Origin of the sequence: Reinekea sp. G2M2-21 (assembly GCF_015687175.1) — a bacterium.
Classification (GTDB): Bacteria; Pseudomonadota; Gammaproteobacteria; order Pseudomonadales; family Natronospirillaceae; genus Reinekea.
Genome location: NZ_JADPQG010000001.1, coordinates 87,151 through 112,936, shown reverse-complemented (window position 1 = coordinate 112,936; position 25,786 = coordinate 87,151). Strand labels below are relative to the sequence as shown.

Genomic DNA, 25,786 nt, shown 5'->3' with positions numbered 1-25,786 from the left:
CAGAAACGAAAAACGGAACCATCAGGTTCCGTTTTTCGTCTATTTTAGACAACGGGTCACTCATATGGGGCGCGAACCGTATTTATTTTCAGGCTTCTTCGGCAAATCAACACGCACACCCCGATCCACTTCTGTAACCGACCCACCATTGGCTAAAAACGCCTCGACTTCGCTGGCCATCTGCTGACGGACATTTTCATTACATTGCGGGGTTCGGGCCAACTCTTCGGTCGTTACCGGCCCTTCTGGTTTCTTTTGTGCTGTCATCTTTTTAACTCCTTAGCGCTTTATTGAAGCTTCAGTTTTGACACAAATTAAATTCGACCAGTGAGTTATAGACCATATTGATCAGTTCGCCAGTTTTTTCCGGTATTTATTTAACACAAACTTACCCGATAACAACATTCCTTAACGTAATAGGCCCTAGGGCACCTCTGAATAATTGCTCTCTACCTCAGCGGGTGAAGAAATGCGCAAAATTCGAGGCAAGGTCTGCAGGCAATATTCATTATCTTGGCAAAGGACTTAACAACGAAATTTGCCATTTCAGCCCCGCCCTCCGGGTCCTTCAGATCGATGACTGAGCTTTGTTGTGTGTTTTGAAAAGGACTCGCCATTCCCTGCAACACACGCCTCGCTCATCCTTCGATCTGATAGGACTGAGGTGATTCGAATTAATCAGAGTTGCCCTAGGATTCGAATAGCAGCTTAAGCCCTTTGGCGTGCCGCCGACTGACAGCAATAGGTTCATCAACCCCCTTGATCGTCAACCAGAAACCGCCTTCGGCATCCCGGTTAAGCTTTTCGATACGAGGTTTATAAACAAGGGTATTACGATGAACCCGGATAAAACAGTCTTCATAGCGATCTTCCAGCACTTTCAGGCTCTCATCGACAACGCGCTCACCCTTCACACTGAATAACGAGACATATTTCTGCTCAGCTTTGAAAAAATAAATATCGGAAAGCGGCATGAGCTCTTTCTCTCGCCCGTTGTGTACGCTGATCGTTTCGACAGAACTGTGATTTGCCAAGCCCTGAATCTGTGCCTTGGTGAGTTGACTGCAATCGTCCAGGGCCTCAACCAACGCCTGACGCTGCACTGGTTTCAACAAATAAGATTGAGCTTTTACCTTAAACGCGTCCAGGGCGTAATCCTCGTAGGCCGTGCAAAAGACAATGGCGGGCGGTTCAGGGCGGTCTTTGATTTTCACCGCGACCTCCAGTCCGCTTTTACCCGGCATCCGGATATCCAACAGCACCACGTCAGCGGGGAAGGTAGTCAGTTTGGTCAATGCTTCTTCACCATTAGATGCCGCCTGAATACCATCTACGGTATCGATATCCTGTAGAAATCGAATAAGCCGATCCCGGGCCAATGGTTCATCGTCCACAACCAAAACTTTCATGCTGTCGTCTCCAGAGGTGTTTTTGGCAAGGTGACAATCACTTTAAAATGTTCATCCGTTTTCTCGACTCTGCAACGGGCCTCCTCACCATAAAGTACCCGCAAACGCCGTTGTACGTTGTCCAACCCAACGCCGTGCCCACGATGTGCGCCCAGCTCAGGTCCAATATCATTTTCGACCGTCAGGGTGGTAATACGCGGGGTCTGCAGCGCCGAAATGACCACTCGGCCACCATCGGTCTTTGAAGCCACCCCATGCACGACTGCGTTTTCGACCAACGGTTGTAAACAGAGTATGGGCACCGGCCATTGCTCATCGTGAATGGATTCCCGCCACTCGATACGCAAACGGTCCCCTAAGCGCCATTGCTCTAACTCCAGATAACCTTTAACCAACTCAATTTCCTGCTTTAACGGGCAAAAGCTCGATGTTTCTTTTAAATTGGCCCGAAACAAGGACGACAGGCTTTCGACCGATTTTTCCGCGGCATCCGGCCGGGTCACGATGAGTTCCGCGATGGTATTTAGACTATTGAATAAAAAATGGGGCTTAATCCGAGCCTGCAGGGCGTTCATACGTGAGCTGATTTCAGCCTGATTCTGATCGATAACCAGCTGCAGGAGTTGAAAGTAGCGCAATACCATGCCCGCCACGATGGCAATCGCCAAACCGGCCTGCAGCAATGGCCAGGGAGCCAGGCGATCCGGTTGCAACACCAGACCGCCCACCACAACCACACTGATGCCAATCAATTCGATGGTGACGAAACAGACGATCCATCCTTGCCGAACACTCCAATTTGGCAACCAACGTCGCAACTGACACAGCGCGGCTGCGCTTAACAACATAATCCATTGTATGGATATGCTGCGTAACCCAAATTGACTCCAGGAAAACGACTGATCGGCCAATGACCAAGCCAGCACACACAACTCTGAAATCAGGATCAACAGCAGCAACGACGAGGTTTGACACAGGTTGGGAATAAAAAAAGCATCCGTCTGCTGAGAATTATTTTTCAAGGTTTCCTCTAACGCGCCGTTAAAATTGACTAGAGTAGTATATATAGAGTGTCTCTAAAAAGTCCTTTGAACTGTGCACGAATGTATGACGAGCATTTATGAAGCGGAGCCACTTACTCAAGTTACGCCATTGAAGGTCGACTGACAGACGCTACCCAGCTCAAATGTAAAAGGTTAAATCATGAAGTTCCGGTTCAACAACAAAGCATTAACAGAAATGGAACAGAAGTTGGCTGCGGTCGAGGCAGATAACGCCCGGCTAAAAGCCGAAAATGAACTGCTGGCCAAGGTCAAGCTGGTTGGTGACCTTAAGTTTCAAGCGGAACAGACGCAGCATAATTTGGATAAGGGCCGATACCGTGGCCTGAACGCGGGTATAGAAAGCCAAAACACGATACACGACCTGGTGGTCCTGAACGCTGAATTCCTGGGAAAAGAACAGGCAAACATTTCCGAAAACAAAATGACCTTCGATCAGATCGGCACCATTTTGAGTACCATCAGCCAACGTCTGAATTCCATCGACAATGAGGGACGAACCACCGCTCGGTCAATGGAGAAGCTGGGCGACGCCAGTAAACGTATCGCGGACTTCGTGACCATTATTCAGAAAATAGCCGATCAAACGAACCTATTGGCTTTAAACGCCTCCATTGAAGCCGCTCGTGCCGGTGAACAGGGCCGAGGTTTCGCAGTCGTTGCCGACGAAGTTCGCAGTCTGGCCACAAAATCCGCCGAAGCCAGTAAACAAATAGCGGTGGTCATTGGCGAAATTACCAACCATTCGTCACTGGTGCAGAAGGGTATTCATTCGATTGCAGATGAAACGGTCGAATTGGCCAGCACAACAGATAACGTCACTCAGACCATTGCCCTGATAACCGATTTGTCCAACAACATGAGTGAGCTGATTCTGCGCAGCACCACACAAACGTTTATTCAATCAGCTCTGCTCGGACTCAGCGTGTTTATCAGTAAAATACGCACCATGGTTTACGAAGGCCTGGATGACGCGTCGCTGGTCGAGAAAATCCGCGACTACAGCGGTTCGCGGCTCGGTAAATGGTATTTCAACAATCCGGTGCTGGACCCACTTCGCACAGACCGAAACTGGCCCCGTCTCGGTGACCTGCTGCAGGAAATGCACAGCCATGCAGCGGATGCGCTGGCTGAAATCGTGGCTGGCAGGAAAGGACATGCCGTTAAGCACCTTGAACTGACCGAAAAGTGTTCCAAGCAAATTGAATCGACCCTTATTGCGCTCAATGATGTTGCTCACACCCTGAAAGCCTCACAAGCGAATTCATCCCTGTCAGCGGGTGACGACGACGTCCTGTTTTAGCCTTTCCCGCTTGCCGCCGTTCGCTGTCGGAAAACAAACACACTGTTGCTGCTTTCAAGGGTGATGTTTCAGCGCTTTTCTCTATAATGATCCGCTCGATATTTTTTCAATGGAATCACTATGAGCCAGACAAACTCCTCTTGGGGCGGACGCTTTGCCGAAGCAACAGACGCCTTTGTAGCCGAATTTACTGCGTCGATCGGTTTTGATCAGCGCCTATACCGCCACGATATCGAGGGTTCTATTGCACACGCCACCATGCTGGCGGAGTGCGGCGTTCTGACTCAGGATGAACAAGAAGCCATTATCAAAGGCCTGCGGGAAGTGCAGGCAGACATAGAATCGGGCCAAATTCAGTGGTCTGTGGCACTGGAAGACGTGCACATGAATGTCGAATCCGCGCTGACGGCCAAAATCGGCTACGTCGGTAAGAAGCTGCACACGGGCCGTTCGCGCAACGACCAGATCGCCACCGACATCCGCCTGTACCTGCGCGAAGCCATTGATCACCTGAACAGCGAAATCACCCGCTTACAAAATTCCCTGATTGATCTGGCTGAACAGGAAGCAAGCACCATCATGCCGGGTTTCACTCACTTGCAGACGGCGCAGCCGGTTACCTTTGGTCATCACTTGCTGGCCTGGAACGAAATGTTGCAGCGCGACTATGAACGTCTTGTGGACTGCCGTAAGCGCGTTAACATTCTCCCCTTAGGCGCAGCGGCGCTGGCGGGCACAACCTACCCCATCAACCGAGCCCGCACCGCTGAGTTGCTCGGGTTCGATCAACCCACTCGTAATTCATTGGACTCGGTATCTGACCGCGATTTTGCGATTGAGTTTACCCACGCGGGTGCGCTGATCATGATGCACTTGTCACGCATGTCTGAGGAACTGGTCCTGTGGGCATCTGCTCAGTTCGATTTTATCGATTTGCCGGATCGTTTCTGTACCGGTTCCTCCATCATGCCGCAAAAGAAAAACCCCGATGTTCCGGAGTTGGTTCGTGGCAAAACCGGACGGGTCTATGGGCATCTAATGAGCCTGCTGACTCTGATGAAATCCCAGCCTCTGGCATACAATAAAGACAACCAAGAAGACAAAGAGCCCTTGTTTGACACCATCGATACTTTGGCCGGAAGTCTGCGCGCCTTTGCCGACATGGTGCCGCACCTGAACGCCAAGAAAGACAACATGCGCAGCGCAGCCGCGAAAGGTTTTTCGACCGCGACCGATCTGGCCGATTACCTGGTGAAAAAAGGTTTGCCGTTCCGCGACGCGCATGAAGTTGTCGGTGAATCGGTTGCGTTCGGCATTAAGACCGGAAAAGATTTATCGGAACTCAGTCTTGAGCAACTGCAGAGTTTTTCTGAACTGATCACCGCGGATGTGTTTGAAGTGCTCACTCTCGAAGGCTCTGTTGCTGCAAGAGACCACCTAGGTGGCACCGCGCCCAATCAAGTGAAATCTGCCTGCATCAGCGCCCGCGAAAGAGTGGCGACACGCAAATAGGCTGATCACCACGAGTGTACGAGCAGTACCGTAAATAATGCTACTGCTCATTCTGGTGTCCTGAGTCAGAAGTTCGCATGAATTCAGCGTGCCATTCACGGCCTTTAGCTAGGCGTGTCTCGCAGTCAATGGTTATTCCATTGGCAAGAGACAGAACAACGCTAGAGAGCTTGAATGACGCGCCCGAAGGGAGCTCATGGAAAACACTATTACGGCGTTGCTCTTCTTGAAAAGATCTCGATATTCTCTACAAAGAGCGCCTTGTACTAGCGCTTCCCATGAGCTCTGAAGCGATACGAACTCCTGACTCAGGACACTAGCTCTAGCGACATTTGGCATTTCTCGCCAAAGCCGCTCTCAGTTCAAACCAACTTAACACTGACTGTTCTTTTTGACGCCAACCCGTTTTCACGGTAATTTGCACGCCGCTGAATCAGGGAACAAGGACCAAGGCAATTCAATGAACCTCGCTATTCGCTACTATAGACGCCTCATTGCGGGTGATTTCAGTCAAGGGCAGGCATTCTGGGCGATCCTCGTCCCGGCATTATTACTGATAAAAACGACGGCGGCTTTGTTGGCGCTGAGCAATGCAATAGAGAACCCGGTGATATCCACCAGACTCTGGTTGCCAATACTCGTTATCACGCTTTTACTGTTCGTACCGGTTCTGTTTTTTGGCTGTTTTCGTGCCATTTTTATCGCCCAGAAAAAATTCAAAGGGGGCTATCAGAGCATATTGCTGTTTGTGGCGACTCTGGGGTTGGTGTATTGGACATCAATGAGCCTGTACCAAAACCTGCCTCTGTTAAAGACCATGGCCCAGATCGCGCTAACCCAAGATGACATGACCCTCACCCTGCGCGAGAACAACGACTCATCCGTACTGTATCTGGACGGGCAACTTGAATATGGCGCAACCAAGCAGGTCGCCCATTGGTTACGGGAGCATCCACAGGTTAAGTATATTGATTTAAATCTCGATGGTGGCCATTTACACGAAGCCCGCTCTTTAGCTCGACTTATTATCCGAAATCATTTGAACACACAGGTTACCGGCCGCTGTTCTGCCAGTTGCATGTTGGTCCTGGTTGCTGGCAAGCAGCGAATTGCAGATCACCATTCCGTTCTACAGTTCCATCGCTCACTTGACTACGACAATGGCTACCGAAACGAATGGATCATAGAACGTGAACGGCAGACCGACCGTGCTTATTATCAACGACGAGGCGTGTCTGCCGGTTATGTGCATCCTATTTATTACCTGCAACCGGATAACGCATACCTGCAACCCTCGTTGGAGACGCTACTCGGTGTTGGCGTGATCACTGGCATTACAGATCTTCAGGGTAACTCTGCCTCTTCATAAACGAATAAGGTACCGCCCCGAGGTCGCCAGGGCAACGCAGATTTCACGCGAGCTTTGTTCTTTGAGTTCTGAGTCTGAAGTTCGTATAGTTTCAAAGCTAATGAGAAGCGCTAGTACAAGGCGCTCTTCTTGAGAATATCGAGATCTTCTCAAGAAGAGCAACGCCGTAATAGTGTTTTCCATTAGCTCCCTTCGGGCGCGACAATCAAGCGAACTTCTGATTCAGGACACTATATGGGTGTGCAAACATCCAGGTCTTTACTCAACACAAAAAATCGACGACTCATCACTGGCGGCATGACTAAGAGCGATGGACACCATAGACATAATCTCTTCAAGTGTTTCACCGTGGTCCGGAAATTTGACGATACCAATGGCAACATTAGCGCCAACAGTATGATCTTTAGCGCGCAATGGCTGTTCGGCCAATTGCAGCAGTTGGTTAGCAAACTCAATCACCATGTCTTTTGAGGCCATTTGTTCAACAAAGAGCATGAACTGGTCACTGCCCAACCGCACCAGCAAGTCGTCCGGCCGCACCCGGTTGCGCAGTCGCTGACCGATCACTTTAATAATTTCTTCATCGGAACCGAACCCGACCTGGTTATTAACTTCATCAAGGTTAGTGACTCGCAACACTAAACAAGAAAAGCCACCGTTCCTACGCCATTGCTCAAAATGCAATGGCAAACTGCTGCGGTTCGGCAATCCGGTTTGCTCATCGTGATCGGACATATGTGCCATTAGCTGGCGGACATCATTCAACTCTTGCGTTTGTTTGTTCAACTCTCCACTGAGTTCACGGGTTCGTTGCAGATTTAGCAGATTGGCAAAGGCAATACCGACCACAGGTGCGATGTACTCCAGCAAGCTGATGGCGCGCAAGTCAAATACATTTGCCCGACGCGACTGCAACGACAGAATACCGATGACACGGTTTTCACATTTCAGTGGCGTAAAAGAGACCGAACGCACCATATTAGGCGAGTCCGCCATCAACAATTCGTCTTTGCGTACGAAGTCATTGTCGTAAAGAATCCGACCTTCGTTGACCGCCCGCACAGACCAGGCACGCGTCTCCGACAAAGGAATCACATCGCCAGATATCCGGCGTTCACCTTCGAAAATGCAATTAAAATACAATGCCTCATCCCGCAAGGACGCTATAGCAATGACTTCACAGTCGATCCAACCGGCCAGCTGATCTCGCAGACGCCGCAGTAAGCTGTCTAAATCCAACGCAGAATTTACCGTCATCGCGATACGATTCACGGCCTGCAACAGCGCATTACTCTCCGCCAGTATCTGATTATTCTTTTTGTGCTGATCGATTTGTTTACGCAACGTTTGGTGCGCCTCGTCAGCACGATACCGAGCCCACTGCTGGTTTACTTCACTTTCACGGATAGCCGAGGCGATCTGTTCAGCCGCTTGATAATGTTCTGTCGCCAGTTCGTGACTGAGATGAGCAACAAAGAAATGCGCCAAGGAGAAATGAATCTGCTGTTGCAACGACAAAGGGATATTGTCTTCGTCCAGCAACAGCGACAACCAGTGAATGCCGCGCTGCGGATAATCTGAGTGCAACAGGTCTAGCGCTGCTTCGTAAGCTAAATAGAACACGTTGACATCAGATTTGTCGGTACTCAACCACAACTGCTGAAGCTCTGCTTCGCCAACTTTGAGTTTTTCAAATTTGGCGACATAGCGTGAAGAGTAATAATTCAGTGCCAAAATGGCGGATTTTAGGTCAAGCCCCAACACAATTTCACGACACAGCTGTATCTGCTCTTTGATGCTGCGTTGATCGCCTCGGTAAAACGCCAAGCGCAATACCAGCAACTGATATTCGGCCAACTCAACATCATCCATTTCGGCGTTCAAACCCGTGCTTAACAACTCCTGCTCCGCATCGGACCAATAACCGATGTTCATCAACGCGCGCGCCAGCCGTAACCGAACGGTCATTGCCAGCACCTGTTCATCTTCCAGCCGGTTCAGCCAGGAAATCGCTTTACGCAAATGCTCAATCGCCTGCGAATATTCGCCGATCTTAAGATAAACACTACCCAAACCATGGTAGCCCTGAGCCACCATCTCGGGTTCAGCCACATCTTTAAATAGCGTATTGGCCCGTTGAAAATGTTCAACGGCGGTATCGTGCAAATGTTGGTTCAGGTTTGCCCAACCCGCCACCAGATTCGCCATCGCAAGAATATTGAGCCAACCATTGCGGCCAGCCCACAGAATCGCTTTTTCCGCGACCATTTGCGCGCTTTGCGGATCTTCGTGAACACGGTCGAGTAATTCGGAAAGCTCTTTGTGCAGTTGTTGTTGATTCATTCGGCTCTCTTCCAGGTTGCCGTCACATATTACGTTTTAACCAGTCAGCGACATCTCGCCCATGCAGGGGTTTGGCATAATAGTACCCTTGTATCATGTCACATCCCAGTCGCATCATTTTCAGCAACGTAGCCTCATCTTCCACACCCTCTGCCACGGTTAACAGACCAAGACTGTGCGCCATCTGTACGGTGGATTGCACAATCACTTCGTTTTGGCTGTCCTGCAGAATATCGGTGACGAAAGAGCGATCTATTTTGAGTGCAGTGATCGGCAAGCTCTTCAGATACGACAACGATGAGTAACCGGTGCCGAAATCATCGATTTCCACTTTAACGCCCATATCACCGAGCAGGTTGATGATTTCCACTGCTCGAATCGGGTCTACCAATAGCGTGGATTCCGTCAACTCCATAATGATAGATTCACCGGGCAAATTGTACTCTGCAAGCATCTCACCGATATGGATAGGAAATTGATGGTTCAACAGCACTCTGGGCGAAATGTTTACCGCCACGTGCAGGTCCGGCAGCAGCTGACGCCAGGTTTGTAAGTAGGTTAAGGTTTGATGCAGGACAAAGTCGGTTATTTTCCGAATGCCCTCACCCATCTCGGCTATCGGAATAAAGTCAGCTGGAGATAACGGTCCGAAAGTGGGGTGCGTCCAGCGGATCAGGGCCTCAAATCCGCCAGTTTGTCCGGTGGCGGTCGACATTAACGGCTGGTACGCGACCCATAATTGACCTTCCGCCAATGCAGTGTCCAATTCCGACAAAACCGCGATGCGCAACGGCGTGGTATCGTCGAGCTCGGTGTTAAACTCGACAACCGAACGGTTACTGCTTTTGGCTTGGTACATGGCAACATCGGCGCAACGCAAAAGTTCATGACCGTCCTGTCCATGATCCGGGAAATGGGCCACACCGACACTCGCTTCGACCTGAAAACGCAAACCTTCAATTAAATAACTTTCTGCCAATGCAGCATGCAGTTCATTTGCCAGACTCAAGGCCTCAGTAGTATCGGTATCTGGAAAAAACACAGCGAACTCATCGCCACCCAAACGCGACAGGTAGTGTTTTTTATTGTTCAAGCTTTGCGAAATACGCGGACCGATTTCACGTAATAATTTATCCCCGAACTGATGCCCGAAACTGTCGTTAATTTCTTTGAAACGATTCAGGTCAAATAAAATAAGACTTGCGTGCTGTTGTGCGGGCAACTGAGCTTTCATCCAGGCATGCAGCTGCACCCGATTGCCCAGATCCGTTAAGGAATCTCGCGTTGCCTGGTAACGCAAGTTTTCGCGCTGCACCAACCCTTGTTTGGCCAGTGCTAATGCGTTTTGAGTGAACTGCATTAACTCCGCATCCGGCATATTGGAATGGAATGTTAATGCAACTATCAAATACCCCGCCTCTGAGGGTCCCAAAGGCCAAAACACTCGTTGACGACCCCGGTAGAGGGTAAGTTCCCCTGTCCGCCGACAGTTTTCAAGAAACCGTAGCCAATAGCTCTTCACCACAGGCAATGCGTTGGTATACCAAGGAAGATGCCCCAGGGAAGGCAACTTATTTATATACAGCCATTCACCGGATTCCCAAAAGACCCAATCAACACATTTCAGATCAAATGCAGCGCGAAAATGCGTTTCCATGGTCTGGAGGAACTCATGTTCATCACCGGCGGCATCTAGCTGTCCTAGCAGCGTAACCATGTTCGTTAGTTGCTGTTTCTGTCTGACCAGCAACTCATTCTGCTCTCGTTGCGCATCCGCAATCTGCAACTGCTTTATTTCGCGAACAATCCGAACACCAAAGATGCGTACCAACTGACCGATCGCTTCAATATTGCGCAGCGGGACCTGGCTACCCAAAGCAAGGGCTGCGGTCACAGACTCACCTTCAAAATAAAGAGGAATAACCGACTGATAAGCGCTGCAGCCAAACAACAAATCGTGCAATTCAGAATCTGTAGACACGGCGTCGACACGATTCCAGCAGGCTTGCGATAAAGTAATAGCATCGGGCAGGTTTACGTGAAAATTCGCTGTTTGCTGGCTACCTCGGGTCACGAACCAACTCTCCCACCACGTACTCTGAGTGTTTGTCAGTAGCGTGACGGCCTCAAAGTTTTCAATCGTCGCCAGTTGCTGGCAAAACCGCCGAATGAAGGTTCGGCCAGATTCCAGCGAAATATCCTTGCTGACGTTCTCTATATCTCGAAATATCTTATACTGCAGTTGGCTGTCCATTTGGTCCAGCTGGCGATGCCACACCACAGACAAGCTTTGCTTAATTTCGCTCGACAGCGCGTATTCAACATGTTCTGTGACCGTCACGTAGTCGCCAATGGCATTGCGTAATCGATATTGCAAGGTCATTTGCCGCGCGGTGGTGCGCGTGAAATCGTAAGCATTCATCAGCTTGGCCAGATCGTCCGGATGAACAAAATCGATCACCAATTTTGCGGCATCTTTCCCAATAAAGCTTTCTTTCGGCTCACCGGTAAATTCTGCCAGTGCTGCATTGGCCTGCGTCAGCACCCAGCGCCCCTCCAGTTCAGCAGCTTGCCACATAATCACGGGGGATTGAACAAATGCCTGCGCGCCAAGCAGGCGTGCATGTATAGACTGCAATTGACGGAGTTTCGGTAACAGCCCATTGGCGAAAGTTTGACACACAGAATCGGCGACAGACCCATAGAGGGTCACCACATATTGCGCTGTGTCGGCTTCATTGAAACGAATAGAATGCCTCGCACCGGTGTTATCCCCGACAGACACAACCGATTCCAGCACAGCACGCACATAATTAAATAACTCAATGTCGATTCCCGTCAGATTATGCGAGGCGCGCCATTGGTCAAGCTCAGTGCGAAGCATCATGTCGGCAATATCACACAACTCATCCCAACATAAGCTGGTACTGAAATTTGTTTTAGAATCAAAAGGTTGAGACATCAATGGCAAGAATCAACAGAACGTAGGTTCAGTTTAGCCAGTTTGGTAAAAATTGCAGCATTTGATCGGAAAGACGAAGCAGAACGGGTCAGCAGCCAGCCCTGTAGCTAAGAATGCGGAAAAACCGAGAAATACAAAAAAAACGCGGCAAATGCCGCGTATGAAAAGCCTGTTACGAGTGAAAACAGGCACCTGGTCAGCTCACGCTTCGCCGGTGACAACTCCCAGAAACTGGGCTACCAGCACTCTCCACTTACAACCACTGTCAGATTCAGCTAAGAAGCACCAAACCCGACAATGGGTACAACTTCTTAAATGCGTGCTTCCGTCTCTGAATCGAAGAAAACGGCTTTTTCCATGTTAAACAAGATATCCATCATTTCGCCGGGCTTGCCTGCTTCCGCGGGATGTACACGACACTCGCACTCTTCATCATTAATGCGTGTCAACACCAAAGTATCTGCGCCTGTTGGCTCGGTAACTTCAACCTTAACAGCGACCTTGGTGACAAACGGACCGCTCTCAAGGTGTGGCATTACATGAGTCAATTGCTCTGGACGAATCCCCAGAATGACCTGCTTACCCACATACGCGGATAAATCGGCCTGGGTCGGCGGCGAAGGCAGTTTGTAAGTATGTCCTTCTGATGCGACCAAGACATGGTATTGACCGTCTGCGCCACCTACTTCAACACGCAGGAAATTCATGGAAGGCGAGCCCATGAAACCGGCAACAAAAATATTGGCAGGCTCATCATAAACTTCCTGTGGCGTCCCGAACTGTTGCACTTCACCGCCGCGCATGATGGCGATTCGGTCTGCCAACGTCATGGCTTCAATCTGGTCGTGTGTCACATAAACAATCGTGGTGCCCAAGCGTTGGTGCAGCTTCTTAATTTCAGTACGCATCTCGACACGCAGTTTAGCATCTAGGTTCGACAACGGTTCGTCGAACAGAAACACGGAAGGCTGTCGGGCGAGCGAACGCCCCATCGCCACACGCTGACGCTGACCACCGGATAACTGAGATGGCTTACGGTCCAGCAGGTTTTCAATCTGCAACAATTTAGCGACGCGATCGACAATTTCTTCGATTTCCTGCTTCGGCATTTTGCGGATTTCAAGGCCAAAGGCGATGTTCTTCCGAACATTCATGTTTGGATACAATGCATAGCTCTGAAACACCATGGCAATATCGCGATCTTTGGGTGCCGCATACGTCATATCAATGTCACCCATCAGAATGCGACCTTCAGTCACTTCCTCAAGGCCGGCAATACAGTTGAGTAAGGTTGACTTACCGCAGCCGGAAGGTCCCACCAGGATAACAAATTCACCATCAGGGATTTCCAGGTCAATGCCTTTTAAAATGTGTGTCTGGCCAAAGCTTTTTTTAACGTTTTGAATTGATAAACCCGACATAGATCTAACTCCTATTAACCTTTCACTGAACCGGCGGTTAGGCCGCGAACAAAATATTTACCAGCGACGACGTACACAAGAACGGTGGGAAGCGCGGCAATGATGGCGCCAGCCATGTCTACGTTGTAGCGTTTTTCGCCTGTTGTTGAGTTCACCATATTGTTCAAGCCTACGGTGACCGGCTGTGAATTTGGATCTGAGAACACCACACCAAACAGAAAGTCGTTCCAGATTTGAGTAAACTGCCAGATGATAGATACCACAAGAATCGGTGTGGATAGCGGCAGAATGATGCGGTAGAAAATCATCCAGAAACCTGCGCCATCCAGCTTGGCTGCTTTGATCAATTCACCGGGTAGGTTCACGTAGTAGTTTCGGAAGAATAGCGTTGTAAACGCAACCCCGTAAACAACGTGGGTAAAGACCAACCCCAGCGTTGAGCCGCTGATACCCATTTTGCCCAGCACAATGGAGTGTGGCAGCAAGATAGCCTGGAAAGGCAAAAAGCAGCCTGCGAGCAAGAACGCAAAGAATAATTCACTTCCGCGGAACTTCCAAAAGCTCAAGACATAACCATTCAGGGCACCAAAAGCAGTCGACAACAATACTGATGGTATGACCATGCGGATAGAATTCATAAAGTACGGCTTCAGACCAAGGTCTTCACGGGCACCGATCTGAACTTGATTCCAAGCGGCGGCCCAAGCGTCAAAGGTGAACGTTTTCGGCCATTCAATCAATTGACCAACACGAATCTCTTCCATCGAACGGAACGAGGTGACGATCATCAGAAACAGGGGAGCCAAGTAGTACAGTGCCACAATGACCAACACAGCGTACAAGATAGCTCGGCCTGTAATTGCCTTATAACGAGCGTCATTTACTTTAGTCTGGCTCATTGTTTTTCACCTCGTAACTCGGAATACAGGTATGGAATGAGGATAGCGGTAACGCCCATCAGCATAATTACCGCCGATGATGCCCCGATGCCCAACTGGCCACGGGTAAACGAAAACTGGTACATGAAGATAGCTGGCACATCGGTCGCGTTACCGGGACCGCCACCGGTCAGTGCCATGATCAAGTCAAAACTCTTAATCGCGATGTGAGCCAACATGATAAAGGCTGAGAAAAACACCGGCCGCATGGACGGAATGATCACACGGGTATACACCGCGAATAAGCTGGCACCATCGAGTTGAGCAGCCTTAATAATTGATGTATCGATACCACGTAAGCCGGCCAGGAAAATCGCCATCACGAAACCGGATGATTGCCAGATACCCGCAATAACTACGGTGTAAATAGCCATATCTGGATCGACAATCCAATCGAAGGAAAACCCCGAAAAGCCAATATCGTGCATGAATTTCTCAATACCCACCGTTGGGTTCATGATCCATTTCCACACGGTACCGGTCACAATGAATGACAGCGCCATCGGGTACAGGTAAATGGTGCGTAATGCACCTTCGGCACGGATGTTCTGATCGAGCAGAATCGCGAAGACCAGACCGACCACCATACAGATACCGATAAACAGAATACCGAAGATGGCCAGGTTCGCTAATGCCCCCATCCAGCGGTCATTCAGGAATAATTTAACGTACTGTTCAAAACCAACGAATTCATACTGCGGCAGAATTCGGGACTTAGTGAAGGACAAAATTGTTGTCCAGAGAATAAAGCCATAGATAAACACAATGGTTATGGCAACGGTGGGTGACAGTACGAGCTTTGGCAGCCAGTAGTCTATCCCTTTGGATCGTTTTGATGTCGACATGCGATTACCGTCTAGTTTGTTTTCGTTAAGGACTGAAGCCTGCGCGTTATGCGTTGTCATCAGTTGGACCTCTTTCATTGTAGTACTGCTTTTGCGATAAACAGACGTTACCCATTATGTTTGGCAAAATTGCGTAAACATTCGCTCAGGGGTTACCTGACAAGTTCTGGGAAAGGGGCGAGGAAATCGCCCCTGCATAAAGCGTATAACAGACGTTATACGCTTAGCTGTTGCAGCTTATTGCGCAGCGCGTACCGCACGAGATAGCTTCATGACGGCTTCATCAGAACTCATGTCAGAGTTGAAGAATTCAGTCGCTACGTCGTAGATTGCACCTTGAATAGCAGATGTTGTAGACATACCGTGTGCCATTGAAGGTACTAAGCCCTTGCCTGCGGCAGAAGTAGCCTTAAAGGTTTCCATTGACGCTTGAGCACAGCTGTCGAAGCCGCTCATGTCTTGGTCAAGACGAACTGGGATAGAACCCTTGTTCATGTTGAACACGTCCTGGAATTTAGGAGACAGAATCAATTCAGCCATTTTCATCTGAGCTGCTTTGTTGTCATCGTTACGCTGTTCGAACATTGCTAAAGAGTCAATGTTAAACGTGAACGTGCCATCTGTTCCTGGGAAGGCCAAGCAGTAGTAGTCAGTTCCAGGCTTCTTACCGGCTGCAGAGAACTCACCTTTTGCCCAGTCACCCATGAACTGGAAGGCTGCTTCACCTTTAATGACCATACTGGTAGCAACGTTCCAGTCACGACCAGGAGCGCCCTTATCGATGTAAGATTTGACTTTTTTGAACTCGTCAAACGATTCTTTCATCGTTTTGCTTTCCAGTGCTTTCTGATCATGCTCAACGAATACATCATTGAAGAAGTCAGCACCACCGACAGACAATACGATGCTTTCGAAAGTAGTTGCATCTTGCCATGGCTGTCCACCGTGTGCGATTGGTGTAATCCCCTTCGCTTTCAGCTTCTCAGACGCAGCCCACAACTCTTTCATGTTCTTCGGCGGCTTGATGCCATTGTCATCAAGTACCTTTTTATTTGCCCACATCCAGTTAACGCGGTGTACGTTTACCGGTGCTGCAACATACTTGCCGTCATGTTTCATCACATCTGAAACAACTGCAGGTAAAATACCGTCCCAGTTATTCGATGACGCGACAGGCGTTAAGTCAGCCAAGAAGCCGAGATCACCCCATTCCTGAATTTCAAGGCCTTTAATCTGTGCAGAAGCGGGAGCGTTTCCGGAAACCGCGCGTGAACGCAGAACAGTATAGGCGTTTTCACCACCGCCACCGGCTACCGCGAAATCTTTCCAGCTATGACCAGCGTCATTAACCATTTCTTTCAAGACTGCGATGGACTTCGCCTCTCCGCCTGAAGTCCACCAGTGCAGAACTTCAACTTCGCCAGCTTGTGCAGTCGCTGCGATCGTGCCACCCAGGGCAATTGCAAGCAGTGTCTTTTTAAACATCTTTGCTTCCTTCTTTTTTGTTTTTGTAAACAGGTCGAACCTGTATTTCTGGATTGCTAAGTTTTGACCCGCTTCACTACCAAAGTCATCACTGTGAATGCCTTGGATAAATTAAGCGTGTCGATTTAGACCACTTCACTGTAGACCCAAGACCAGACTTAGTAACGTCTCTAAGCGCAACGTAACGTAACAAAGTATAACAAGCCGCACTTTTTAGACACGGATCAAAGAAATTCAACAGCGGCACGAAAAATCGAAACAAACACCAAGTTGGCTTGCGGCGGGAATATGGGCTGGGAACAAAGAAGACAGGCGGTTATGAAAGTGAGAATCGATTGGCCAGTATTGTAACATCCATGTTACAAAAAAATTATCAGCAGATAACATTATGGTTTCGATGCCGTTAAAAAATTGAGCTTCCCAGCCACTGACAGATTGCTTCGACACCTTCCACATCGTCCTCAGAAAAATCATCAAGCCGATCGCTGTCGATATCCAGAACCGCCACAACGACCCTATTTTTCAGAATCGGAACCACAATTTCAGATCGGGATGCGCTGCTGCAGGCGATGTGTCCAGGAAAGGCATCCACATCGGCCACCAATTGAGTGCGGGATTCTGCCCACGCGGTGCCGCATACGCCTTTGCCCTTCTGTATTCGGGTACAGGCAATATCACCCTGAAAGGGTCCGAGTATCAATTCGTTGCCTTCAACCAGATAGAAACCCACCCAAAAAAAGCCAAAGGTCTGCCGCAAAGCAGCCGCGACATTCGCTAGGTTAGCGACTTGGTTTGACTCTCCTGCCGTCAAACCTTGCAATTGCGGTAGTAGTTCGCGGTAACCTGTGAGTCGGTCGTCATGCTTCGACACCGTTAATTTTTCAGCCATTTTTCTACCTTATATTTTTGCCATCGAACGATTCGCAAGTTCACGATACAGTCGGGTCGCCTGATCCATCATATTGCGCTGCTCAAACAGTTCTGCCAGGTAAAAACCGCTAAGTGAATCACCCTGTTTCCAGCCCTGCTCCAGCCAACTTTGAGCATTGCCCCAGAGCTGTTGCCTGAGATTAATGACACCTGCCGTACGACAATATTCCGGACCCGGATTCAACGGCTCGACGGATTCGATGAAATTAATTTTCTGTAAATTGTCTATTTTGATATCCAGCAAGGAAGCGCAGCGTTCCACATTAGCGTCATGGCTGAGCAAGAATTTCAGCCGTTTAAAGGCCTGCTCATGCTCTCCGATTGACACCCGGTAACGCACTTCAGCCTGAACAATGTCTGGCAGGTTACGCTGATGCTTTGAGAGAGACTTGAAAATCACATTGCCAGCGTCAACGTCACCTTGCATTTCTGCCAAGGCAGCGACAGCGGCTTTCAGCAACCAGTTTTGTCGATATTCTGGCTGAATATTGGCGGCTTCATTAACTATAGTGACCAACTCTGCGGATTTTTTCTCCAGTAGCATTGCTTGCCAAAACCGGTCACGCAACCAAGCCACCTGCCGCAGGTCGAACCGACTGCGCATCAGGTCAATGAAGTCATCATATTTAGTCAACTGCCACAACCGCTCAGCCTGCAGTGCGTCGGCAAATAACTTGAGTTCCGGATCCTGTTCAATGAACTTCGCGTAGCGCTCCAACCAATCGCCATGATGCATCCCGACGGCCAATGAGACAGCCGCCGGCAACCGACCTGAACCGCCAGCGGCTACAATACGGTCAATCGCCTGCAATGTTCGGTCGTCCGAACCCTTCAGCCAGCTGTGAATGGCGATGGCGGTTTCTTTTTTTGCCACCTTTTGATCACGACGATTACGGTAGTTTGACCAGATTCGTGTTGGCGCGAATTTTCGGAACAATGCAACGCAAACCAAAATAACCAAGACCGTCGACACGATGAAGCCAATCCCGGTCCAGAACGTGGTTTCAACCATCCATCCATTGTAAGTAAGCATCATCACGCCGGGGTCTTTGGTCATCATCAGAGCGAAAACACCGCCCAGTAACAGAACAACAACCGCGCCGATCAGCCAGAAAATTAGTCGGGTCATTGGGCACCCTCCGCTTCGGCGGTGGTTTGCTGTTCCGCAAGATATTGCTCGATGATGTCGACGCTTTTACCAATGTCAGGCCACTGAGGGTTCAATGTCGCGCCCTGCAGCTCCGCCACACTGGTCATAAGCGTTGCTAACTTGAGTTGATTCTGCATAAACTGCAGTTGCTCTAAGGATTGTTCAATTGCCGCGTCATAAAGCTGTTGATTGCGAGCCAGCAACGCCAGCTGAGACTGCTCTAACAACAGCAGAGTATGCTGACGCCAACGTTCAAAATCGGACTGTAATGGCACTGGTTGCTTCGGGACGTCCAAACGGGACACCACAACGATCTGCTTCAACCCATGCCAAAAACCGGTTATGGGGTCCGCTTCGTCCGGTATTGGGCTTTGGGTGACAGGTTTTGGTAGCCAAGAAAGTTTTCGGACCTGATTTGCCACCGCATCTAAGGCAAAATAATGGCCGTTAATATCGGCAGCGCCGGTGTTTTGCAGCGACAGTATATCTTGGGCCAATTGACGTCTGAGCGGAAGCACGGCGGCCTGATCCATCCCCGAGAAAATCGTATCGGCCGATTTCAACAGACCGATGGCGACTTGCGCGCTGGCATCCAACTGCAGACGCTGTTGAGCCAAGCGGGTCAGTGTGAGTGCTTCTTCCAGGGGCCATCGATCATTGGTACGGTTCGCCTGGCGATTCATGCGCTGCGCCGACTCAATGACCATAGACTCCAATGATTTAACCCCGGCTTGCCAGGCCGCATTGGTTTGCTCATTCATTTGCTCAAATCCAGCCATTTTTCGTTGACTGGCCTGCAGTTCTTCCAAAAGCGTTTGCTGCTGCTGTTGCAATGCCATGAAATCACGTTGATAGCCCGTCCAGAACCACCAGCCCGCGCCTCCAAGTAGGCTAGCGATAGTCAGCGTGAGAAGCAGGAGAATCACCGGCAGTCGGCTGATCAAGCGCTTTCTGGCAGGCTCATCCGGTACCGCAGCCGTCTCTGAATGCTCCGTCGCCGACACTTCATTAGCGTCAGAATCCTCAACTGCGGCCTGCGCCGTGGACGAGTTTTCGTCTGTCGATACCAACGTCGATTCTTCCTTATCGTGTTCGGTCATAGTTCACCTATTTGCGTACCTGAATCAGGTGCGGGTTTGATTAATCATAGTTGCCAAAGCTTCTGGCGTAGCCCCAGGAGCCGTCGAAATCCGGTTTAGCCGCTGTGCATAGGCCCATCGCTGCATACGGGGAGACGATACCCAGATCTGGCCCGGCCAACTCCGCCAGAACTCAGCGTGATCCGTCAGGAGCTGCTCACCCAGAAATTCCGAGCTTAACCATAGAACATCACAATGTTCGGCTGCCTGCACCATCCGGGCTATGGCTGCCCGGTCAACTTCGCGCTGGTACACCACCACTTCCGTTGCCAGCGCTCCCCTTACCGCTAGGGTGTCACGCAAGGTTACACGGCCACCTTCACCTTTCACAATCAGCCATTTGTCATCGAATGCAACCTGCGTTTCCGGCATACGCAGAACGTCTTCAGCCGTGTACCCACTCTGCGGGTAGCCGGCCTTCAAGCCAGCAGACTCAAGAACAGACGCGGTTCGGGGACCATTACACAGCCAATGTATACCGACAGGCGGCATGGGCCAATAGCGATCCAGTGCATCAGTGAGCACTCGGGCAGCACTGGGGCTAACCGAGATAACACCTTTGTACTGATCAATATTCAGCCAGATTGACTTTTGCTCTGGTGTTTCCGGCATGACAGTCATTTGCCAAGGGTCTACAAAAGACAATTGCGCGCAGCTGGCGTCTACCAAAGACAGCCAACGAGCCTGTTCGTTTTTAGCTTTGGGAACCAGTATGTTCAGCATTACAGCGCCGCTAACAGAGTGCCGGCCCCTTGAGCAAGCAGTTGCTCAGCAATGGATTTACCCAGTGCGTCCACTTGCCCGACCTGATTCTCATAGTCGCCAGTCAAGCTAACTTGCCCAGCGGCCCGCAGCAGGGTTTGCCCATCGACCGAACCAACCCGACCTTCCAGCATGAGGTCTTGATTGTCGAGCGTCGCATACCCTGCGATGGGCACCTGACAGCCACCATTGAGTGCGCGGTTCATGGCGCGCTCCGCCATGACTCGTAGTGCAGTGTCATTGTGCTGTAACGGTTGTAAAAGAGCCTGAACATGTGCATCACCGGCACGGGTTTCGATCCCGACTGCGCCCTGCCCTACTGCCGGCAAACACCATTCCGCGGAAAGTGAATGCCGGATCCGATCGGATAATTCCAATCGAATGAGACCGGCGCTGGCGAGAATAATGGCCTGATATTGACCAGAGTCGAGCTTACCCAACCGCGTGCCGACATTGCCACGTAAGAATTCAACCTTTATGTCGGGGCGCCGGGCAAGAATCTGGGCCTGCCGCCGCAGACTGGAAGTACCCAGTATGGCCCCCTTGGGCAACTGATCAATGTGCTCAAACTCATTGCTGACGAATGCATCAAAGGGATTTTCGCGTTCACAAATGACTGACAACTCAAAGCCAGGGGGCATGTCCATAGGGACATCTTTCATCGAATGAACCGCGATATCCGCCAACCCATCTGCCATGGCAACTTCCAACTCTTTGACAAACAACCCCTTACCACCGACCTTTGACAACGCCACATCCAGGATTTTGTCTCCCTGTGTGCTAATGGGCACTAACTCAACGGTCAAGCCAGGATGAAAGGATTCGAGCTCTGCTTTTACGAACTCGGCTTGCCATAGGGCTAAAGGGCTTTTGCGCGTTGCAATTTTCAAAATTTCAGTCATGGAATCTATCTTGGTAATTAACGATTGCGTGCAGTGTACCATCGCACAAGAATGCTGTAGACACGCAATGCGGCGATGTCAGCCGATCCACAGGCAAATTTTGAGTCAATATACCCCGAACGAGCGCGCTGAAAACGAACCCTATTTGTTTAAACTTCCACCGATTAGCTTTTTTACAGTCCCACCATTTCACAAGTATCCCTTTTAGGGTCTAGGATTAACGAGCATAAGCCTGTTGTATTTCAAAATTTCGAAACAGGCAACTCACAAATGCCGAGCTGTATATAAAGCAGATACTGCCCAAGCCCTTAATGTACGGGCAGCCAAGGCGCATAAGAAGCCGGACTTTAACCGCCAATGGATATTTGCGTGGCAGTTAAACACACTTTGATACATTAGGTTACAGACGGTTGAAGTATGCTTAGTCGATTCTGAGGGATTTCAGATTTTCCTGAAGGATTAGGCGAATAAAATAATAAGAGAGATGATTCAATGCCTAAACTAGTGAACAAATTACTACTGATGTTGTTGGCCACCCCGGTTGCGTTTGCCGGTAATGTAGAGGTTCTGCACTACTGGACCTCAGGCGGTGAAGCTGCCGCATTAGACGTGCTTAAAAAGCAGATGGCGGATGAGGGTCATCAGTGGCAAGACTTCGTTATCGCAGGCGGCGGTGGCGGTAATGCCATGGCAGAACTGCAAACCCGTGTGCTCAAAGGGCTGCCACCAGCCGCGGCACAGATCAAAGGCCTCGATATTCAACGTTGGGCGAGACTGGGTTTTCTGGCGAATCTGAACAACATCGCACAAGCCGATAAATGGGACGACAAGCTCCCATCGGTGGTCTCCGATGTCATGAAACACAACGATCAATATGTCGCGGTTCCGGTCAATGTACACCGAACCAACTGGCTCTGGATCAATAAACCTTTGTTGGACGCGCTGAATCTCAAAGCGCCCAAAACTTGGGATGAGTTTGATGCGGCGGCCAAGGTTATTCAGGATGCTGGTTATCAGGTCATCGCGCAAGGCGATCAAGCTTGGCAACATGCCACGCTGTTCGAAGCGGTTGCGTTATCTGTTGGCGGGGCAGACTACTATAAAAGAGCCTTTGTCGAACATGAGTTTTCAGCCATTAAAAGCGCCGAAACCGACGCTGTATTCGAGCGTTATTACAAACTGGTTAAACTCATGAAATTCGACAGTGACGCCGAATGGCATCAGGCCACTAACAAGGTCATCGAAGGCAAAGCCGCGTTTCAGTTCATGGGTGACTGGGCCAAAGGTGAATTTATCAAGGCCGAGAAAAAACCGAACAAAGATTTCATGTGTGTTCCGGCTCCCGGCACGGCCAATAAATTCCTATTCAACATCGACAGCTTTGCTATTTTCAACTTACGTAATGTTGAAGCCAGCGAAATTCAAGCGCAAACAGCCCTTGTCCGTAATATTATGAGTGATTCGTTCCAGAGCGCGTTTAACCAGAACAAAGGCTCTATTCCGGCGAGAACGGACATGTCCATGGCAACCTTCGATCTGTGCGCACAATACTCAATGTCTGAGTTTTTAAACGCAAATGACAACGGTGCACTGTTACCCAGTATCGCTCACGGTATGGCAACAACGGGGACAGTACAGCAATACTTTTATGAAAAAATTGCAGAACTGACGAAAACGCCGGACACACCAGCAGAATCGTCCAAGCAATTGGCGAAAGCCATTCGTTATGGTCAGTACATTTTAAAGTAAACTATTCCGGCGCAGCCCTGGCTGCGCCTGGTCACTCAACTTAACCCATCAGCTACGACTGCTGCGGCTTTGCACAAACGAAATGGCATACTCTACCGCCTTGGTGACATCGTCTTCCATTTTCTGCATTTCCGAGGCAGGCAGGTAAAAAGCCATATCCACCGAATAGCGGTAATATCGGGCAGGCAATTGATTTAACGCCACACAGGCCATATCGATCAACATATCGTCACCCACATCCGCCAACTCAGATCGATGACCCAGTTCATCAACGACCAACTTTTCATAGAAATTTGAAATCTGACTGTCAAAACTCATAGAGCCTCCGTTTGCCCTGTTGCAAAAATCGTCGCCTGCGATGCACTCATCGGTCGGCCATAATAATACCCTTGCAGCTGATCACAGCCCAAGGAGATCAATGCCTGTCGCTCGCTGTCCTGTTCAACACCTTCGGCAATCACCTCAATGTCTAACTGGTGGGCCACATCAACCATGGCAGCGACTACCGCGAGATCACGTGCGCCATTTTTTAAATTCACGATGAAGGATCGATCGATTTTCAGTTTGTCGATGGGAAAGCGGGAAAGATAACTGAATGAGGAATAGCCGGTACCAAAATCATCAATAGCCAATGAAAAACCCAGCGCTTTCAACTCATGCATGCGTTCTATGGCAACGGATTCATCTTCAATCAGCAGACTTTCGGTCAGTTCAATCTGGATTTTTTGTGGATTCACCGGATAGTCATTCAACGCACTCTTAACATCCGCAATAAAATTGCGGCGGGTAAACTCCGATGCAGAGACATTAACCGCAATAACCGTATTGTCGACCGCGGGCAAGGCATCCCAATCAATGGCCTGTTTAAACACATCCCGCAACGCCCAATTGCCCATACTGTGTATTAGTCCTGTTCTTTCCGCGATAGGGATAAAATCTGCAGGCGAAATGACCTCGCCTTTCAGATGCCAGCGCATCAGCGCTTCAAAACCTACCAGCTTTCCGGTCCGTAAATCTTGTTGAGGCTGATACAGCATTTGCAGTTCATCAAGCTCTACGGCGCGCCGCAAGGACTGCTCAATGCGTTGCCGCTGCTGAACATCGGCTTCAATCCGATGATCGTAAACCCGATATGCAGCTTCACACCCGTTTATGGAATGCAAGGCTAGGTTCACCCGTTGAATGAGCTGCCGAGCCGACACAGAGGCCGGTGCAGAGGCGGCCCCACTTTGTATATGGAAATAATAATCGCGCTTGCCAAAACTAAAGGGGGCCAATACGGTTTGTTCCAAGGCTTTCTCCAAACGGCGATGAACCTCAGTTGCAAGCTCCCCTTGATACAAACAGCCAAACAGGTTGGCATCAAAGCGAAACACCAGTGGCTTTCTGTCGTGTTCCGTTAACACAGAAACATAGGCACTGCGCAAGCGGATGGAAAACTCACGCGCAAACCGATCCGCGACTGCCAAGCCCTGAGTAGACAGAACACCGGCCATACCGGAAACAACGGTCATCACCAACGTCAAGGGTTGTGCTGGATCGTCCGACTGATCAATCACCTGCTCCAGCTTCTGCCGATTCGCTAACATACAAACCGGGTCGTGGTAAGCAATGAATGCATTTCGAGCCCTAATTTCTTCCTGTTCGGTGATGTCTTCAGCGTAAATATGGATTCGATCATGTTTGGGCAACAACTGAAGCTGCAGTTGAAAAATATGCTCATGCACGTTGTGCACCCAGACTTCGTGCAACTGGTGACGGTTCACTAATTCCTGCAATTGTGTTACGTAATCCTCCGGCAGTAATTGAGTGGGCTCGCCACCGGGTTCAAGGTACTCGGCGACGGCCCTGTGCACGGCGTCGTTGGTATAGATCAGGTCCCCCCGATAATTCAGACCAAATACTGGGTTTGGATTGGCTTCTGGAAAAGGGGCTAAGCGATAATCCTGAGCGCGCCGACCCATAAAATAACTCAACACGCCGATACAGAGGATTAAAATCGACAACCCCACCTGACTGAGACTCACTAGCTGAGTGTATTGTGTTTGCAATCGATGACAGTCAAACAGATCCCAAACCAACATGTCTTTCAGCTCCGCGGCATTAGCCTGTGCGGTTTCGTCGGCCTGATACTGACGCAGAAAATAAATAAAAGAGGCGGAATCGCGTTTGGCTTCACCGATAACCGAAGGAATTGAGTTCACGATTATATTGGCATTACGCACAATGGCCTGCTGATCAACCGGCGTTTGCTGCGTTGCGACCTGCCAACTGTCGAGGGCATCAAAGGACTCAATAAGACCGTTGGTAATGGCGACCACCCGTTGCAATCGGATGGTTACCGACACGGAAAACACCACCATCGCAATGGACACCGCTACCAACACAAACAGCCCACGTCTTGCCGTCATTCATCCTGTCCTGCCATTCTGATACGTTCAGTCTAGACGGGATCTGTACAGACACAAAAAAGGCGGGAAATGGCCTCAATCCAGATGGTAAAGAA

20 protein-coding genes are annotated in these 25,786 nt (G+C 49.8%); 4 read left to right on the top strand and 16 right to left on the bottom strand.

The genetic code is table 11. The features are described 5' to 3' along the window. Positions 1 to 60: 60 nt before the first annotated feature. From IYN85_RS00460 to IYN85_RS00450, 3 genes are all read right to left on the bottom strand, one after another. A complete protein-coding gene (locus IYN85_RS00460) occupies positions 61 to 267 on the bottom strand; it encodes a hypothetical protein (protein ID WP_196156898.1) in 207 nt (68 codons plus the stop codon). Positions 268 to 689: 422 nt separating this feature from the next. Further along, a complete protein-coding gene (locus IYN85_RS00455) occupies positions 690 to 1,409 on the bottom strand; it encodes a LytTR family DNA-binding domain-containing protein (protein WP_196156897.1) in 720 nt (239 codons plus the stop codon). Next, on the bottom strand, positions 1,406 to 2,431 hold the full coding sequence (locus tag IYN85_RS00450) for a sensor histidine kinase (RefSeq protein WP_196156896.1): 1,026 nt from the start codon (positions 2,429 to 2,431) through the stop codon (positions 1,406 to 1,408). The genes IYN85_RS00455 and IYN85_RS00450 overlap by 4 nt, the downstream gene beginning before the upstream one ends. Before the next feature lie 181 nt (positions 2,432 to 2,612). Here IYN85_RS00450 and IYN85_RS00445 point away from each other — a divergent pair, with 181 nt between their 5' ends. The 3 genes from IYN85_RS00445 to IYN85_RS00435 all read left to right on the top strand — a co-directional run bounded on the left by IYN85_RS00445 (position 2,613) and on the right by IYN85_RS00435 (position 6,654). Next, on the top strand, positions 2,613 to 3,773 hold the full coding sequence (locus tag IYN85_RS00445) for a methyl-accepting chemotaxis protein (protein ID WP_196156895.1): 1,161 nt from the start codon (positions 2,613 to 2,615) through the stop codon (positions 3,771 to 3,773). A gap of 120 nt (positions 3,774 to 3,893) precedes the next feature. Next, positions 3,894 to 5,285 carry an argininosuccinate lyase gene (argH, locus tag IYN85_RS00440; protein WP_196156894.1) on the top strand — a complete coding sequence of 464 codons (1,392 nt, stop codon included), beginning with the start codon at positions 3,894 to 3,896 and terminating at the stop codon, positions 5,283 to 5,285. 460 nt (positions 5,286 to 5,745) lie between these two features. Then, complete coding sequence (locus tag IYN85_RS00435) at positions 5,746 to 6,654, top strand: hypothetical protein (protein ID WP_196156893.1); 909 nt, start codon at positions 5,746 to 5,748, stop codon at positions 6,652 to 6,654. A gap of 258 nt (positions 6,655 to 6,912) precedes the next feature. Here the strand turns inward: IYN85_RS00435 and IYN85_RS00430 are convergent, their stop codons facing one another. The 11 genes from IYN85_RS00430 to hemC all read right to left on the bottom strand — a co-directional run bounded on the left by IYN85_RS00430 (position 6,913) and on the right by hemC (position 21,531). Then, entirely contained in the window at positions 6,913 to 8,997 is a 2,085-nt protein-coding gene (locus IYN85_RS00430; protein ID WP_196156892.1) for a diguanylate cyclase domain-containing protein, read from the bottom strand. A gap of 22 nt (positions 8,998 to 9,019) precedes the next feature. Further along, a complete protein-coding gene (locus tag IYN85_RS00425; RefSeq protein ID WP_196156891.1) occupies positions 9,020 to 11,884 on the bottom strand; it encodes a GGDEF and EAL domain-containing protein in 2,865 nt (954 codons plus the stop codon). A 386-nt stretch (positions 11,885 to 12,270) separates the two neighbouring features. After that, entirely contained in the window at positions 12,271 to 13,380 is a 1,110-nt protein-coding gene (locus IYN85_RS00420) for an ABC transporter ATP-binding protein (protein WP_196156890.1), read from the bottom strand. A 14-nt stretch (positions 13,381 to 13,394) separates the two neighbouring features. Further along, entirely contained in the window at positions 13,395 to 14,279 is an 885-nt protein-coding gene (locus tag IYN85_RS00415) for a carbohydrate ABC transporter permease (RefSeq protein ID WP_196156889.1), read from the bottom strand. Beyond that, positions 14,276 to 15,163, bottom strand: a complete 888-nt coding sequence (locus tag IYN85_RS00410; RefSeq protein WP_196158434.1) for a carbohydrate ABC transporter permease — start codon at positions 15,161 to 15,163, stop codon at positions 14,276 to 14,278. Before IYN85_RS00410 ends, IYN85_RS00415 begins: the two co-directional genes overlap by 4 nt. 237 nt (positions 15,164 to 15,400) lie before the next feature. Next, a complete protein-coding gene (locus tag IYN85_RS00405; RefSeq protein WP_196156888.1) occupies positions 15,401 to 16,648 on the bottom strand; it encodes an ABC transporter substrate-binding protein in 1,248 nt (415 codons plus the stop codon). Between the two features lie 403 nt (positions 16,649 to 17,051). Continuing rightward, the gene (locus tag IYN85_RS00400; protein ID WP_196156887.1) at positions 17,052 to 17,537 is read right to left on the bottom strand and encodes a GAF domain-containing protein; all 486 of its coding nucleotides are present in this window, start codon (positions 17,535 to 17,537) and stop codon (positions 17,052 to 17,054) included. Positions 17,538 to 17,546: 9 nt separating this feature from the next. Further along, the gene (locus IYN85_RS00395) at positions 17,547 to 18,707 is read right to left on the bottom strand and encodes a hypothetical protein (protein WP_196156886.1); all 1,161 of its coding nucleotides are present in this window, start codon (positions 18,705 to 18,707) and stop codon (positions 17,547 to 17,549) included. Beyond that, positions 18,704 to 19,828, bottom strand: a complete 1,125-nt coding sequence (locus IYN85_RS00390; protein ID WP_196156885.1) for a uroporphyrinogen-III C-methyltransferase — start codon at positions 19,826 to 19,828, stop codon at positions 18,704 to 18,706. The genes IYN85_RS00395 and IYN85_RS00390 overlap by 4 nt, the downstream gene beginning before the upstream one ends. A gap of 24 nt (positions 19,829 to 19,852) precedes the next feature. Further along, on the bottom strand, positions 19,853 to 20,590 hold the full coding sequence (locus tag IYN85_RS00385; protein WP_196156884.1) for a uroporphyrinogen-III synthase: 738 nt from the start codon (positions 20,588 to 20,590) through the stop codon (positions 19,853 to 19,855). Beyond that, positions 20,590 to 21,531 (bottom strand): hydroxymethylbilane synthase, encoded by a 942-nt coding sequence (gene hemC, locus IYN85_RS00380; RefSeq protein ID WP_196156883.1) that lies wholly within the window; start codon positions 21,529 to 21,531, stop codon positions 20,590 to 20,592. The genes IYN85_RS00385 and hemC overlap by 1 nt, the downstream gene beginning before the upstream one ends. Positions 21,532 to 22,023: 492 nt before the next feature. Between hemC and IYN85_RS00375 the strand changes: the two genes are divergently transcribed. Further along, positions 22,024 to 23,280, top strand: coding sequence for an ABC transporter substrate-binding protein (locus IYN85_RS00375; protein ID WP_196156882.1), 1,257 nt, complete (start codon positions 22,024 to 22,026; stop codon positions 23,278 to 23,280). 48 nt (positions 23,281 to 23,328) lie between these two features. On the opposite strand, the gene IYN85_RS00370 is transcribed toward IYN85_RS00375, so the two are convergent. Continuing rightward, complete coding sequence (locus tag IYN85_RS00370; protein WP_196156881.1) at positions 23,329 to 23,598, bottom strand: late competence development ComFB family protein; 270 nt, start codon at positions 23,596 to 23,598, stop codon at positions 23,329 to 23,331. Then, positions 23,595 to 25,691, bottom strand: a complete 2,097-nt coding sequence (locus IYN85_RS00365) for a bifunctional diguanylate cyclase/phosphodiesterase (RefSeq protein WP_196156880.1) — start codon at positions 25,689 to 25,691, stop codon at positions 23,595 to 23,597. Before IYN85_RS00365 ends, IYN85_RS00370 begins: the two co-directional genes overlap by 4 nt. Positions 25,692 to 25,786: the final 95 nt, after the last annotated feature.

Coding starts and splice junctions, on each gene's coding strand:
- IYN85_RS00415 (WP_196156889.1), bottom strand. CDS start 14,279: ATGAGCCAGACTAAAGTAAATGACGCTCGTTATAAGGCAATTACAGGC.
- IYN85_RS00410 (WP_196158434.1), bottom strand. CDS start 15,163: ATGTCGACATCAAAACGATCCAAAGGGATAGACTACTGGCTGCCAAAG.
- IYN85_RS00375 (WP_196156882.1), top strand. CDS start 22,024: ATGCCTAAACTAGTGAACAAATTACTACTGATGTTGTTGGCCACCCCG.
- IYN85_RS00400 (WP_196156887.1), bottom strand. CDS start 17,537: ATGGCTGAAAAATTAACGGTGTCGAAGCATGACGACCGACTCACAGGT.
- IYN85_RS00365 (WP_196156880.1), bottom strand. CDS start 25,691: ATGACGGCAAGACGTGGGCTGTTTGTGTTGGTAGCGGTGTCCATTGCG.
- IYN85_RS00370 (WP_196156881.1), bottom strand. CDS start 23,598: ATGAGTTTTGACAGTCAGATTTCAAATTTCTATGAAAAGTTGGTCGTT.
- IYN85_RS00395 (WP_196156886.1), bottom strand. CDS start 18,707: ATGACCCGACTAATTTTCTGGCTGATCGGCGCGGTTGTTGTTCTGTTA.
- IYN85_RS00405 (WP_196156888.1), bottom strand. CDS start 16,648: ATGTTTAAAAAGACACTGCTTGCAATTGCCCTGGGTGGCACGATCGCA.
- IYN85_RS00390 (WP_196156885.1), bottom strand. CDS start 19,828: ATGACCGAACACGATAAGGAAGAATCGACGTTGGTATCGACAGACGAA.
- IYN85_RS00425 (WP_196156891.1), bottom strand. CDS start 11,884: ATGATGCTTCGCACTGAGCTTGACCAATGGCGCGCCTCGCATAATCTG.
- IYN85_RS00435 (WP_196156893.1), top strand. CDS start 5,746: ATGAACCTCGCTATTCGCTACTATAGACGCCTCATTGCGGGTGATTTC.
- IYN85_RS00420 (WP_196156890.1), bottom strand. CDS start 13,380: ATGTCGGGTTTATCAATTCAAAACGTTAAAAAAAGCTTTGGCCAGACA.
- IYN85_RS00460 (WP_196156898.1), bottom strand. CDS start 267: ATGACAGCACAAAAGAAACCAGAAGGGCCGGTAACGACCGAAGAGTTG.
- IYN85_RS00385 (WP_196156884.1), bottom strand. CDS start 20,590: ATGCTGAACATACTGGTTCCCAAAGCTAAAAACGAACAGGCTCGTTGG.
- IYN85_RS00445 (WP_196156895.1), top strand. CDS start 2,613: ATGAAGTTCCGGTTCAACAACAAAGCATTAACAGAAATGGAACAGAAG.
- IYN85_RS00430 (WP_196156892.1), bottom strand. CDS start 8,997: ATGAATCAACAACAACTGCACAAAGAGCTTTCCGAATTACTCGACCGT.
- argH (WP_196156894.1), top strand. CDS start 3,894: ATGAGCCAGACAAACTCCTCTTGGGGCGGACGCTTTGCCGAAGCAACA.
- IYN85_RS00455 (WP_196156897.1), bottom strand. CDS start 1,409: ATGAAAGTTTTGGTTGTGGACGATGAACCATTGGCCCGGGATCGGCTT.
- hemC (WP_196156883.1), bottom strand. CDS start 21,531: ATGACTGAAATTTTGAAAATTGCAACGCGCAAAAGCCCTTTAGCCCTA.